This is a genomic window from Micromonospora sp. NPDC049107 (assembly GCF_040648595.1).
Classification (GTDB): Bacteria; Actinomycetota; Actinomycetes; order Mycobacteriales; family Micromonosporaceae; genus Micromonospora.
Genome location: NZ_JBEZEC010000001.1, coordinates 1120170 through 1132773, shown reverse-complemented (window position 1 = coordinate 1132773; position 12604 = coordinate 1120170). Strand labels below are relative to the sequence as shown.

Genomic DNA, 12604 nt, shown 5'->3' with positions numbered 1-12604 from the left:
CGGTCAGGGCGGCGTCAGCTCGCGCAGGCGGTTGATCTCGATGGCCTGCTCGGTGGCGAGTGAGGTGGCCAGCTCGTTGAGGGTCGCGTCGACCCCGACCGACAGCAGGTCGGTCGCCATGGTCACGGCGCCCTGATGGTGATCGGTCATCATCGTGATGAAGAGCCTGTCGAACTCGACGCCCCGGGCGGCGGCCAGTCGCCGCATCGCCTCGGGGGACTGCATGCCGCGCATGCCGGCGTGGTCGTGGCCGGGCGCCGTCTCGGGCAGCCCGCGGGTGGAGAGCCAGCCGCGCAGGACCTTGATCTCGGGGCCCTGGCCGGCGCGGATCCGGTCGGCGTACGCGCGGATCCGCGGATCCGCAGCGTGGTCCGTCGCCAGTGTGCTCATCTCCAGCGCCTGCTCGTGGTGCGGGATCATCATCTGGACGTAGACGGTGTCCAGGCCGTTGTAGCGGGGTGGGCTGTCGTCGCGCAGCTCGTGCGCGGACCGGGCGACGGCGGGCTCGCCGGGGCGGCCGGGCACGAGGACCGGCGGCGGCGGTGGACCGGTCGGGCCGGTCGTCGGCGTGGGCGTCGCCGAGGCGGGCGCGGCGGCCGGCGGGCCGGGTTCACCGGCGGCGCGGATGGCCAGCGCCACCAGCGCCGCGACGATGGTCGCCGCTATGACGACGGCGAGTAACCGACCACGTCGGACAGTCATGCCGCACTCCCCTCAGGTCGAGGTCGCAGCGATCCTATCCATTGACGAGTCGACGTAGATGTGACCCGGATCACATCGATGATCTCCGAGGCTCGGTAAGGTACCGACAACGTCATCCCCCCTTTCGAAGGGCGCCGCCAATGATCAAGTTGGCCACCGCACGGCTCCGACAACTCCGCATCGTCAGCCTGGCCGCGACCGGCCTGCTGCTGACCAGCGTCGCCCTGGCGACACCGAGCAGCGCACAGGAGGCCGCACCGGCCGCACCGGCGGCCGCCAGCGACATCCCGGGCGTCGACGAGATCCGCAGCAGCCCCAACCTGCGGCAGATCGCCAACCTCCCCAAGCAGGCGCCGTTCGACACGACGGCCGCGCTCAACAGCGACATGGCGTTCCAGGGCAAGTACGCCTTCGCCGGCAACTACAACGGGTTCGTCATCTACGACATCTCCCGGCCCAGCGCGCCCACGATCACCGCGCAGGTCAACTGCCCGGGCTCGCAGAACGACATCTCCGTCTACGGCAACCTGCTGTTCGTCTCCACCGACTCGTCGCGCAGCGACGACTCGTGTGCGAGCGTCGCGCAGCCGGCGTCGGTCAAGGAGTCGTGGGAGGGCATCAAGGTCTTCGACATCAGCGACAAGGCCAACCCGCGCTACATCAAGTCCGTCGAGACCGCCTGCGGGTCGCACACCCACACGCTGGTGCCGGGCAAGGACCGCAAGAACGTCTACCTGTACGTCTCGTCGTACAGCCCGCGGGCCGAGTTCCCCGACTGCCAGCCGCCGCACGACTCCATCTCCATCGTCAAGGTGCCGGTGAAGAAGCCGACCGAGGCGGCCGTCATCTCGACGCCGAACCTCTTCCCGGACGGCGGTTTCCCGGGCAGCGAGACCGGCTCGGCGACCACCGGCTGCCACGACATCACCGCGTACCCGGCGAAGGACATCGCCGCCGGCGCCTGCATGGGTGACGGCATCCTGCTCGACATCAAGAACCGCGAAGCGCCCCGGCTGATCACCCAGGTCCGGGACACCGTCAACTTCGCGTTCTGGCACTCGGCCACCTTCAACAACGCCGGCACCAAGGTCGTCTTCACCGACGAACTGGGCGGCGGCGGCGCGGCCACCTGCAACGAGACGGTCGGCCCCGACCGGGGCGCGGACGCCGTCTACGACATCACCGGCCGCGGCAACGCGCGGAAGCTGGAGTTCCGCAGCTACTACAAGATCCCCCGGACCAACGGCGACACCGAGAACTGCGTGGCGCACAACGGCTCGCTGGTCCCGGTGCTCGGGCGGGACATCATGGTGCAGGCGTGGTACCAGGGCGGCATCTCGGTCTGGGACTTCACCGACTCGCGCCACCCCAAGGAGATCGCCTACTGGGAGCGGGGCCCGCTGTCCGCCACCCAGGCCGTCACCGGCGGCGCCTGGTCGACGTACTACTACAACGGCAACATCTACTCCAACGACATCCAGAAGGGTCTGGACGTCCTGGAGCTGAACGACTGGCGGACCTGGTCGGCGAACCTGACCCGGTTCAAGGAGTTGAACGTGCAGACCCAGCCCGGTTACCTGAGCTGGTAGAACCGACGTCCGACCCGGGCCCGGCCGCTCCTCGAGAGGCCGGGCCCGGCCACGTCAGGTGGGCCTGGTCACCCGGGCCCGGGTTGACGAGCGCCTGACCGGGCGCTGTGTCAACGTGTTCACCTGTGAAGTCTGCCGCCGGCGCGCCGCCGGCCCCGCCCGAGCCGACCGCGCGCTGGCGTCCCCACCCGCTCGACCTGGTGGCCGTCGTGCTCGCGGTGGCCGGCGCGGTCTGCGCGCTGACCGGGCTGCTGCCCCGCGCCGAGACCACGGGCACCCTGCACCGCATCCTGCCGCTGCTGCTCTTCCTCGGCACCGTGATCGTGCTGGCCGAGCTGACCGCCGTCGCGGGCGTTTTCGACGTGCTCGCCAGTCGGCTGGCCATCGCGTCCCGGGGCCGCTGGGCGGCGCTGTTCCTGCTCTGCGGCGGCCTGGCCACGGTGACCACCCTCGTGCTCAACCTCGACACCACCGCCGTGCTGCTCACCCCGGTGCTGCTCGCCCTGGCCCGCAGCCTGCGCGTCCCCGCCGGGCCGCTCGCGGTCACCACGGTCTGGCTGGCGAACACCGCCAGCCTGCTGCTGCCGGTGTCGAACCTGACGAATCTGCTGGCCGCCGACCGGGTCGGCCTCACCCCACTGGCGTACGCCGAGCGCATGGCGCTGCCGCAGCTCGCCGCCGTGACGGCCACCATGGCGCTGCTCTGGTACGCCTGGTGGCGGCGGGAACGACCGGACGGCGGACGCTTCATCCCGCCGGCCCCGCACGTGCCGGCCGACCCGGTGCTGCACCGCACCGCCCTCGCCGGCTGCCTGCTCTTCGTCGCCGGCATCCTCGCCGGGGTGGAGATCGGGCTCGCCTCCACCGTCGCCCTCGCGCTGGTGCTGGTCGGCTTCGTGATCCGCTCCCCCGCGACGCTGCGCGCCCAACTGGTGCCGGTACGACTGCTGCTCTTCGTCGTCGGCCTGTTCCTGGTAGTGCAGACCCTCGGCCGGCACGGGCTCGACGACCTGGTCGCCGGTCTGGTCGGCGCCGACGGCGGAGCGGTCGGCGCGTTGCGTGCCGGCGGCACGGGTGCGCTGCTGGCGAACGCGGTCAACAACCTACCGGCGTACCTGGCCGGCGAGTCGGTGCTGCCGACCGTCGACCACACCCGCCTGCTGGCCCTGCTGATCGGCACGAACGTCGGCCCGCTGGCCGCGCCCTGGGCGTCGCTGGCCACCCTGCTGTGGTTCGAGCGGTGCCGGGCGGCCGGGGTGGCGGTGCCGGTGCGACGGTTCGTGCTGACCAGCGCCCTGCTCGCCGTCGTGGGCACGCTGGCGGCGGTCGGCGCGCTGCTCCTGGTCGGCTGAGGGCCGTCACCCGGCGGCCCGCTCCACCACGAACATGAAGCAGCCGTAGATCACGTTGCGGCTGTGCAGTCGGTGTACCGGCGGATCGGCGAACAGCTCCGCGATCACCGCCTCCGGGTCCGTGCCGTCGTGCAGCCGGCCGCCGCAGATCCGTCCCTGCCGGTCGTACGCCCGCAGGACCTGGGCCCGTCCCCGCCAGCCCGGCGGGTGGCCGCCGCCGTGGTCCGGGCCGGGGCAGGCGGCGGCGTGCGCGAAGACCGGCCCGATCTCCCGGTACGCGGCGGCGGCGATCGGCGGGGCGTACCCGAAGAGCAGCACCGCCTCCCCCACCTCCGCGTCGCGTAGGCAGCACCGCAGCGGCTCCCCGCCGCCGGCCAGGCGCCCTTCGACGCGATGGCCGGCGGCGTCTCGGCCGGTCCGACGGACGAGCTCCAGCACCGCGGCCGGCACGGCGTGGATGAGGAAGGTGGCGGTGGTCGTCATGCGTCCAGCCTGCCCCGGTGCCGGTGCGGGTGCTGGCGGTGATCGGACCTGGCGCTCGGGACCAGCCGCCGGCGCGAGGGCGAGCGCTGTCAGGCGCGGTCGACGGCGAGCTGAAGCTCGGTCACGCCGCCTTCCGGGGAGTCCTGGCGATAGTCCAGGTACACCTCGCGGGCGAACCCGTCCGGGCGGTACCCGTTCTCCTCGATCCACCGGGCGAGCGCCTGGACGCTGCGGTCGGCGTCGTCCATCGAGCCGTGGTGCACGATCGTCGCGGCCGTCCCGACCGCCGGCAGGTCCCGCACCGTCACGTCGGGAATCGCCGTGACCCCACCGCCGACGCTCACCCCGGCGTGCACCACCACCGCCTCGCCCTCGTCCTCGGCCGGTTCGTACCAGGCGATGGCCGGCCCGGACGGGGTGATCCCGGCGGCGTCGAGCCGGCGGAACAGCTCCGGGTAGAGCGGCTGGATCACCGGACCGATGTCCTGACTCTCGTAGCTGGGCGCGACGGCGGTCAGCTCCGCCACGCGCACCGGCGCGATCTGCTTGAGTACGACGTCCTGGTTGGTCATCCGACCCTCCGATTCGATCATTCGGAGCCTCGCCTCGACCGCCGCGAGCCGGGCCGTGTCGGCGGCCAGCCGGGTGGCCAGCTCGCTGCGACGCAGCCGCAACATGCCGCGCAGCTCGGCGGTGCCGACGGTCTCGTCCAGGATCGCGCGCACCTGCTCCAGGGTGAGCCCCAGGTCCTTGAGGGCGATCACCCGGTTGAGCCGACGCAACTGCTCGGCCTGGTAGAAGCGGTAGCCGGTGTGCGGATCGACGCTGGCCGGCCGCAGCAGACCGATGCTGTCGTAGTGGCGCAGCATCCGCACCGACACGCGGCCCAGTCGGGCGAAGTCTCCGATGGTGAACATGATCCCCTCACGCTGGTCCCTGACACGGTGTCAGAGTCAAGCGTCGGGCCGGGGTCAGCCCACCGGTGAGCGCCGGGGCGGGCGCGGGCCGACCAGCCGGCGGACCATCGGCGCGGCGTTCCACTTCGCCGCCCCGACCAGGTCACGAGCGTGCTCCAGGACGGTGTAGTCGGGTCGGTTCATCCCGTCGGCGATGGCCCGGTCCAGGTCGTTGCCGCACCCGCTGAGCACGGTGTCGAAGTCGCGGCGGACCGGCTCCAGCAGGTCGTAGCCGAACGACCGGTGCATCCGGGCGAACAGCGGCTTGTAGAGCCGCACCCGCTCGTGCAGACCGGAGGAGTACGACATGGGGTGCTTCGGCCGCCGCACGACGTAGTCGGGCAGCACGTCGGCGAACGCCCGCCGCACGATCCACTTCTCCTGGCCGTCGCGCACCTTCAGGTTCAGGGGCAGACGCATCGCCAGCTCCACCACGCTGAGGTCGAGGAACGGCACCCGCGCCTCCACCCCGTGAGCCATGGCGGCCCGGTCGACGCGCTGCAACTCGGTACGGCAGAGGTTGCGGATCCGGTGCAGAAACAGCCGGCGGGACGCGATCGGGTCGACCTGGCGGTACATCGGGTACCCGCCGAACAGCTCGTCGGAGCCGTCGCCGGTGAGCACCACCTTGACGCCCAGGTCGCGCAGCCGACGGAAGATCGGCACCGACACGACGGCGTTGATGATGTCGCCGTACTCGGTCAGCTCGGAGATCCGGATGGCCTCCCGGACGTCGGCCAGCCGGATGTCGCGCGGGCGCAGCTCGACCACGACGTGCGGCACGTCGAGGTCGGCGGCGAGCCGACGGGCGTACGCGACGTCGGGACTGTCCGGCACGCCGACCGTCACCGCCACGCAGTCCGGGTGGAGGTCGCGTACCTGCCGCAGCGTCAACGAGCTGTCCAGCCCGCCGGAGAGGACGACGCCGACGGTCAGGTCGGTCTCCACCCGCATCCGGATGGCGTCGGTCAGGGCGGCCCGGACGAGCAGGGTGGCCTCGTCCGGGTCGTCGATGACCGGCAGGCCCTCGCCGATGGCGAGCAGGTCGACGTACGGGCGCAGCCGCACCGGTCCGTCCGGCTCGGCCCAGCCGTGGTGACCGGGAGGCACCTCGGTGACCGGGGCATGATGCCCGACGAGCGCCTTGACCTCGGAGGCGAGGTACAGGCAGCCGGGCCGCCGGGACCAGTACAGCGGTTTCACCCCGAGCGGGTCGCGGGCCAGGTACGCCCGGCCGGTGGCGCGTTCGACGACCGCGAAGGCGTACTCGCCGCGCAGCCGGGTCACCGCCGACTCGCCCCACTGTTGGAAGGCCGCCAACAGCACCTCGGTGTCGCTCTCGGTGCGGAACACCTGCCCGAGGCGGGTGAGCTGCGCGCGCAGCTCCCGGTGGTTGAAGATCTCGCCGTTGAAACAGAGCAGCCACCGCTCGTCGGTCGAGGTCCAGGGCTGCACGGCCCGGTCGCGGTCGACGACCCGAAGCCGGCGGGTGCCGGCGAGTAGTCCGGTCTCACAGCGGGTCTCGGTGACCTCGCCGCGCGGGGCGAGGACGGCGAGCATCCGTCGGAATGTCGCCGGGTCGGCCTCGGGGCCGAGGCTGAGCGCTATGCCGCACACGGGCTCAGACCCCCATCTCGGCCTCGTACGCCCGGCGCAGGCGATGCCGGGCGGTGGGCGCGAGGCACAGGTGCCAGGCCTGCCCCTCGTCGATCACGTTCAGGTCGCCGGCCTCCTGGCGGGCCAGCAGCAGCTCCGCGAGGGCGTCGCGCGCGCCGAACCGGGTGAACCAGGCCAGCTCGACGTCGGCCGAGTAGCCGAGGCAGTGGCCGCTGGGCAGCATCGCCGCGTAACCCAGGCGGCGTAGCCGGTACTGGTGCTCGGTGCTCCGGACCAGGCTCGTCACCCACAGCGGCGGGGTGCCCGCGGGCGCGGCGGCGGCGAACTCCCGGCCCAGTTCGTTGAGTAGCGCCACCACCTCCCGGCGGGCGCGACGGAACAGCAGACCGGCGGTGCGCGGGGTCACGTCGGGGCGCAGCCGCCGGCGTAGTCCGCGCGCGGCCCGGCCCAGCACGGTCGCGGGTTGCTCCTGGTAGCGAAAGCGCAGCAGGTCCCGGCGGCGCAGCCACTCCAGGTCGACCAGTTCCGCGCTGCCGTTGACCTGGTCGTCGGTGTGGAACACGGGGGCGTCCTGCCACCACAGCACGTCGATGCGGGAGAGCAGGTAGATCCGGACCAGCGCGGTGAGGTCGCGTGCCGAGGTGCGCTCGTTCGGCTGGTAGCGGGCCATCTCCAGCAGCAGCGTCTCGCGCGCCCCGAGCAGGCCCTGCGGGGTGGCGTCGAGCACGGCCGCCAGGGCCGGTTCGCGCAGCCGCTCGTCGATGAGCACCTGACGTGCCCGGGTGCTGGTGGCGTCGGCCAGGGCCCCCACCTCGACGAGCAGGTCGGCCACGGCCGCCCGGTAGGCGGCGAGGTCGGGGGCGGCGCTGGTCGGGCGTCGGGTGGCGGCGCCGGGGGGTCGGCGGCGAGGTGGAGCGGTGGGCGACGCGGGTTGCTGTCCCGGACTACGGCTGGGCACTCGCATGACGGGTTCCCTTCTCCGGCCACGTCGCTGGGTCAATCACCCTGAAAAACACCGTAATCATCGAGACCGACGTAGACCGAACAATCCTCCGATCTCACCCAAAGAAGCCGCGGGCGCAGGTGAGGCGCCCGCGGGCCGCGCCACGACGACTGGTGTTACTGGCTCGGCCGCAGGCTTGCGGGGTGTCCGGGCGTCGTCACCGACCTGTCCCGGTGCGACTGCGCGCCATCCTGGCGGGACGGTGCGCCGCCCTGATCGGCGGGTACGCCGCCCGGACGGCCACCGGGGGTCGGCGGACGCTGTTTCGCACGCGCGGTCGGTGCGCTCGGCCGGGCGGCCGGCACGCCAGCGGGCGGCCCGGTGGGATGCCTCGTCGTGGCCGGCGTAGTCGATCTCGACCCGGCCGGGTTACGGCTCGGCTTGGCGACAGCCGCCGGGGATCCCTGGCTCGTGGAGGTGGCCGGCCCGGTCCTGGAGGGCACCGGCGTGGCGCTGGTGGCGATGTCCCCGGCGGGGGACGACGGTTCGGCCGCAGGGGCGGGCGGGAGCAGCAGCCGCAACTCCTCGACCTCCCTGCGCAGGCGAACCGCGGTCGTGTCCGCGCCCATGGTGCTCAACAGGCCCTCGGCGCGCTCCAACTGTCGGCGCGCGTCGTCGTGGCGCCCGTCGGCAAGATCCTGCCGGGCCTGCTCCAGCATCCGTCCGACCTCACGTTCGGCGACCATGGACTGCGCCCGTTCGGCGTAGACCAACTCGGTGACCGGCCACAACAGGCCGCCCGGCTCCGCGCGGCCGGCGCCGAACCAGAGACCGCCGACGACGGTGACCAGGGCCAGCGCGGCGGCAGCGTACGTGGGTCGCCTGCCACGGCGGCGCGCGACGCCGGTCGGGGCACCGGTGCGGGAACGCCGGCGGCGGCCCGTCCACGGTGGTCGGCTCGAAGCGGGCCGGTGCGCCACTGTCACCACGTCCGGCTGAGCCGCGCGTGGGGCTGCTGCCGGCGCTGCCGGTTCCGCGGTCGCCTCGAACTCCTCCGACCGCCGCACCACGTCCGCGTGCCAGTCGGCCAGGAGGGCGATGACGGCGTCGTCGTCCGGGTGACCCGGCGGCGGACGCTCGCCACGGCTGATCGCCTCGAGCAGTTGGTCAGCCTGCACGATGGGGTCCGGCGGCGTCGGCACCGGCTCGGACGCGGTCACAGGATCACCCCGGCGAGGGTGTCGCCCACGAGGGCGCGGAGCCGGGTGAGAGCGCGGTACTGCGCGAGTCGGACGGCGCCGGGCGTCTGCATCTACTCGACCTGGAAGGGCGCCGCCTACAACACCATCTCCGGCACCTCGATGGCCAGCCCGCACGTCGCGGGCGGGGCCGCGCTCTACAAGGCCACCCACCCCACCGCCACCCCGAGCGCGGTCAAGTCGGCCCTCCAGGCGGCCGGCACCACGAATTACAGCTGGCCGGCCGGCGACCCGGACGGCATCCAGGAGAAGCTGCTCAACGTCGCCACCTTCTGACCCCCCGCTGATCCGTCCCGGCCCGAGTCAGGGTCGGGACGGTTCCGTCAGCGGGGTCACCGTCCGGTCCGTACCGTCGTAGCTGCGGGCCGCGTCGAACGCGCCCGTCGGGCGCTGCCCGCCGGTCAACGCGCGGGCCATCCGCAGGTCCGCGTCGCGGAACCGCAACGCCAGGCTGAGGTGCGGCACCCACGCTCCCGGCGCGTGCCAGGGGCGGTGTCCGTCGGCCTTCTCGAGGACATCCCAGACGGCGGCGTGCAGCGTGGTCAACGCCGGCGTGGGCCGCACGAGCCAGACCAGCGGGGCGCTGCCGTCGAGCACCACCACGCGGTCGAGCGTGACCGGCACCGGCAGCGCGGCGTCGAACAGGTCGGCCAGCCGGTGCTCGACACCCGGCCCGAACTCGTCCACGGCGGCGAGGGTCAGGTGCGGCCGGTTGGTCTGGTGGGTGTTGCGGGCCAGGCTCGGCAACCCGGCCGCCGCCAGGCGATCCCAGGCGGCCCGGACCTCGGCGTCCAACCCGGCCGAGCAGACCAGTTCCACGGTACGCACGAGGCCCACGCTAGCGGGCGCCACGCCCGTCAATGACCGAGCGGGGCGGATGGCCGGCCCCGCCACGGACAGCGGGGCTGATTCCGCCTCCGAGCCGGGCCGGACGGCCAGGTCGAAGAACAGTCCGACGGCGCTGGAGCGTACCGGTTTACCGGACCCGCCATCGTCTTCCTGGGCACCACGCCATCATTGAAGCCATTCCGGACATGAGGGCGCGACTGGCCTCATCGGCCGGGGAGTAGGCAGGACGCGCGGATCAGCGTCGCTCGTCGAACCGGTTTCGCAAAGACCTGCCCGCTCCCCGCGCTCGGCGGGGCAGCCAGATCCCGCCGATCACCAGCAGGACGATCACAAGGATGAGCAGCCAGCGCATCAGAACCTCCATGTCCGGGGGGTGCAGACCGTTGTGCCCCGCCGCCGATCCCCTTCAAACACTTCGAGAGCAGATCGCCGATGGCTGCCCGGTGCACAGCGTCTTGGAGCTGTCGTGGGCACGTGGCAGGCTCATGCTCCATGATCGACGATTTCGCGAAGACGGCATGGCCAAGCCGAGTCGCGAGACGAGACTCTGCGCTGGCCCCGCGCGAAGCCGACGAAGTCTCGCCACGCCTCCGGCGCGAACGTCAGCGTCCCACCGTCACGGTCCTTCGTGTCCCAAACGAGGACGACGCCCCGAAGGTTCTCAGCGACCTCCACACACGCCCCTCCGTTGTTGCCACCCTTGGTGCTCTTGCGCCACAGCGCGTCGGTTAGGTCCATGAGGATCCCGCTTCCCTGAGCAGGTCTAAGGACTGTCCACGGGAGAGAGCTTCCCCGCGGATGCGCTCCCATCGCCGGTCAGGAGAAACAATTTCTGACTGCTGTTCGGTTATGTGCGCCTGGGCCTGCCCGTCGATGTGGTTCGTCGCCGGGGCGCGTTGCCGGCAGCCGAGCCCTTCGACGGCACGGTGACGGCCCAGTGTTGCGTGGGGTGAAGCAGAGCAAGGGCTGACGACAGGTCAGAGCCAGCCGTTGTCCCGGGCGGTCCGTACCGCCTCCGCGCGGTCGGTCGCGCCGAGCTTCTGCACGGCGGCGGAGAGGTGGTTGCGCACGGTGCCGGTGGACAGGTGCACCCGGCGGGCGATCACGGCGACCGGCGCGCCGAACTCGGCCAGCCGCAGTGTCTCCAGTTCGCGGGGCGTCAGCGGGCACGCCGGCAGCGTCAACGCGTCGGCGGCCAGGGACGGGTCGACGTACCGGCCGCCGGCATGTACCCGGCGGATCACGTCGGCGAGCGCGCCACCGGGCGAGCCCTTGGGCAGGAAGCCCCGGGCACCGGCGGTCAGCGCCTGCCGCAGGTGACCGGGCCGGCCGTGTCCGGTGAGAAGCACCACGGCGCACTCGGGCCGGACGCGGGACAGCTCGGCGGCCACCGCGATGCCGTCCAGGCCGGGCATCTCCAGGTCGACCACGGCCACGTCCGGGCGGTGGGCGAGCGTCGCGGTGACCGCTGTCGGCCCATCGGGGGCGTGTGCCACCACCTCGATGTCCGGCTCCAGGTCGAGCAGCGCGCCGACCGCGACGCGGATGAGATCCTCGTCGTCGGCGAGCAGGACGCGGATCACGTCGGCACCGGCACGGTGGCCTCGAGGGTGAAAACGGTGTCCTCGCGGCGTACCCGCAGTTCGCCTCCGGCAGCGGCGAGCCGGTCGGCCAGGCCGCGCAGGCCATGGCTGTGCGCGTCCGGGCCCCGGTCGTCGGCACCGTCGTTGACCACCGTCATCCTGGCCACGTCGCCCTCTCGGCCGATACGGATCCGGCACCAGTCGGCCCGGCTGTGCCGCAGCACGTTCGTGCCGGCCTCGCGCAGCACCGCCGCCAGTTCGGTGGCGACGGACTGCGGCAGGTCCGCCGGCGGCGGCAGGACGGTGCACCGTACGCCGCAGGACCGCAGCACCCCCACGATCGCGGTGAGCTGTTCGTCGAGGTCGACGACGCGGTAGCCGTGCACGGTCTCGCGTACCTCGGTCAGCGCGGACGCGGCGAGTCGCTGGGCCTCGGCGGCCTCCCGACCGGCCCGCTCCGGGTCGATCGGGGCGAGGCGGGCGGCGAGTTCGGCCTTCAGGGCGATCACCGTGAGGCGGTGTCCCAGGACGTCGTGCACGTCGCGGGCGAAGCGCAGCCGTTCCTCGGCGGCGGCCAGCCGGGCCTGGGCGGCCTGGCCCTGCCGCGCGTCCACCAGGAGATCCCAGAACCAGACCTGGAAGCCGTTGAGAGCGGCGATGCCCACCCCGACCCCACCGGTCACCGCGAGGTGGCGCGCGACTGAACCGCCGGTCCATTCGGCGACGGCCACCGACACCAGCAGGACGGCGGCGGCCACCGCGAACGCGGCCCGCGGCCGGACGAGCAGCGGCGCCATACCGATCAGCGCCGCCCCGAGCCAGGCCCACGTCGGCCAGGCGCCGGCCGCCACCGGCCCCACCAGCGGAACGGTCAGCACGGCCGCCCCGGCCAGAGCCAGGTGGAAGCGGCGACGCCGGCGCGGGTCGAGCCACGGTGTCACGGCCGCGTACAGCACCGCGGTCTGGGCGAACACGAAGGCGAGGACGCCGGCCGCGCCGAGCGCCGCCCGACCCGGATCGGGCTCACGGGCGAGGCCGACCGCGGGCAGCAGGACACTCGCCCAGACGCCGGTGACGAGCGACAGCAGCGTCGCCCGGCGGGCACGGCGCAGCCGGCGGTCCGCCCGGACTGTGTCTGCCTCGCTCACCACGCGTCGATCCTAGGACCGCCCCGCGCACGGTCCACCCCTGCGAGATGTCACGGTCGGACCGTGCGGCCCGCACGAACTTCCGGTGACGGACACACCTGCCCCCTGCGCCGCGCCGACGGC

At 72.9% G+C, this 12604-nt stretch carries 12 protein-coding genes and 3 pseudogenes; 3 read left to right on the top strand and 12 right to left on the bottom strand.

Annotation, left to right across the window (positions count from 1 at the left end):
• Positions 1-3 precede the first annotated feature (3 nt).
• On the bottom strand, positions 4-702 hold the full coding sequence (locus tag AB0B55_RS05075; protein WP_357170500.1) for a DUF305 domain-containing protein: 699 nt from the start codon (positions 700-702) through the stop codon (positions 4-6).
• A gap of 140 nt (positions 703-842) precedes the next feature.
• Between AB0B55_RS05075 and AB0B55_RS05070 the strand changes: the two genes are divergently transcribed.
• Positions 843-2291 carry a hypothetical protein gene (locus AB0B55_RS05070; protein ID WP_357118902.1) on the top strand — a complete coding sequence of 483 codons (1449 nt, stop codon included), beginning with the start codon at positions 843-845 and terminating at the stop codon, positions 2289-2291.
• 125 nt (positions 2292-2416) lie between these two features.
• Positions 2417-3643, top strand: a complete 1227-nt coding sequence (locus AB0B55_RS05065) for an SLC13 family permease (RefSeq protein ID WP_357170498.1) — start codon at positions 2417-2419, stop codon at positions 3641-3643.
• Positions 3644-3649: 6 nt separating this feature from the next.
• On the opposite strand, the gene AB0B55_RS05060 is transcribed toward AB0B55_RS05065, so the two are convergent.
• The 5 genes from AB0B55_RS05060 to AB0B55_RS05040 all read right to left on the bottom strand — a co-directional run bounded on the left by AB0B55_RS05060 (position 3650) and on the right by AB0B55_RS05040 (position 8862).
• A complete protein-coding gene (locus AB0B55_RS05060; protein ID WP_357170495.1) occupies positions 3650-4126 on the bottom strand; it encodes a DUF1203 domain-containing protein in 477 nt (158 codons plus the stop codon).
• Positions 4127-4215: 89 nt separating this feature from the next.
• Entirely contained in the window at positions 4216-5043 is an 828-nt protein-coding gene (locus AB0B55_RS05055; protein WP_357170492.1) for a MerR family transcriptional regulator, read from the bottom strand.
• A 54-nt stretch (positions 5044-5097) separates the two neighbouring features.
• Positions 5098-6699 carry an asparagine synthase-related protein gene (locus AB0B55_RS05050; protein WP_357118914.1) on the bottom strand — a complete coding sequence of 534 codons (1602 nt, stop codon included), beginning with the start codon at positions 6697-6699 and terminating at the stop codon, positions 5098-5100.
• 4 nt (positions 6700-6703) lie between these two features.
• Positions 6704-7663 (bottom strand): DUF5715 family protein, encoded by a 960-nt coding sequence (locus AB0B55_RS05045; RefSeq protein ID WP_357118917.1) that lies wholly within the window; start codon positions 7661-7663, stop codon positions 6704-6706.
• A gap of 155 nt (positions 7664-7818) precedes the next feature.
• Entirely contained in the window at positions 7819-8862 is a 1044-nt protein-coding gene (locus AB0B55_RS05040) for an anti-sigma-D factor RsdA (protein ID WP_357170488.1), read from the bottom strand.
• Between the two features lie 75 nt (positions 8863-8937).
• On the opposite strand from AB0B55_RS05040, the pseudogene AB0B55_RS05035 reads away from it, so the two are divergent.
• Positions 8938-9177, top strand: a pseudogene (locus AB0B55_RS05035) (S8 family serine peptidase); the annotation flags it as partial.
• 27 nt (positions 9178-9204) lie between these two features.
• Here the strand turns inward: AB0B55_RS05035 and AB0B55_RS05030 are convergent.
• The 6 genes and pseudogenes from AB0B55_RS05030 to AB0B55_RS05005 all read right to left on the bottom strand — a co-directional run bounded on the left by AB0B55_RS05030 (position 9205) and on the right by AB0B55_RS05005 (position 12484).
• Positions 9205-9729, bottom strand: coding sequence for a 2'-5' RNA ligase family protein (locus tag AB0B55_RS05030; protein WP_357170485.1), 525 nt, complete (start codon positions 9727-9729; stop codon positions 9205-9207).
• 256 nt (positions 9730-9985) lie between these two features.
• Positions 9986-10102, bottom strand: coding sequence for a twin-arginine translocase TatA/TatE family subunit (locus AB0B55_RS05025; RefSeq protein WP_357118926.1), 117 nt, complete (start codon positions 10100-10102; stop codon positions 9986-9988).
• A gap of 206 nt (positions 10103-10308) precedes the next feature.
• Positions 10309-10488 (bottom strand): annotated as a pseudogene (locus AB0B55_RS05020) (DUF397 domain-containing protein); the annotation flags it as partial.
• A pseudogene (locus tag AB0B55_RS05015) lies at positions 10479-10628 on the bottom strand (XRE family transcriptional regulator); the annotation flags it as partial. The pseudogenes AB0B55_RS05020 and AB0B55_RS05015, both read right to left, overlap by 10 nt.
• A gap of 99 nt (positions 10629-10727) precedes the next feature.
• A complete protein-coding gene (locus AB0B55_RS05010) occupies positions 10728-11333 on the bottom strand; it encodes a response regulator transcription factor (protein WP_357118929.1) in 606 nt (201 codons plus the stop codon).
• The gene (locus AB0B55_RS05005; protein ID WP_357170482.1) at positions 11330-12484 is read right to left on the bottom strand and encodes a histidine kinase; all 1155 of its coding nucleotides are present in this window, start codon (positions 12482-12484) and stop codon (positions 11330-11332) included. Before AB0B55_RS05005 ends, AB0B55_RS05010 begins: the two co-directional genes overlap by 4 nt.
• Between the last annotated feature and the right edge of the window lie 120 nt (positions 12485-12604).

What these genes read in the sequence shown, in the direction of transcription:
- AB0B55_RS05070 (WP_357118902.1), top strand. Translation starts at nt 843, where the DNA reads ATGATCAAGTTGGCCACCGCACGGCTCCGACAACTCCGCATCGTCAGC.
- AB0B55_RS05055 (WP_357170492.1), bottom strand. Translation starts at nt 5,043, where the DNA reads ATGTTCACCATCGGAGACTTCGCCCGACTGGGCCGCGTGTCGGTGCGG.
- AB0B55_RS05060 (WP_357170495.1), bottom strand. Translation starts at nt 4,126, where the DNA reads ATGACGACCACCGCCACCTTCCTCATCCACGCCGTGCCGGCCGCGGTG.
- AB0B55_RS05025 (WP_357118926.1), bottom strand. Translation starts at nt 10,102, where the DNA reads ATGCGCTGGCTGCTCATCCTTGTGATCGTCCTGCTGGTGATCGGCGGG.
- AB0B55_RS05045 (WP_357118917.1), bottom strand. Translation starts at nt 7,663, where the DNA reads ATGCGAGTGCCCAGCCGTAGTCCGGGACAGCAACCCGCGTCGCCCACC.
- AB0B55_RS05075 (WP_357170500.1), bottom strand. Translation starts at nt 702, where the DNA reads ATGACTGTCCGACGTGGTCGGTTACTCGCCGTCGTCATAGCGGCGACC.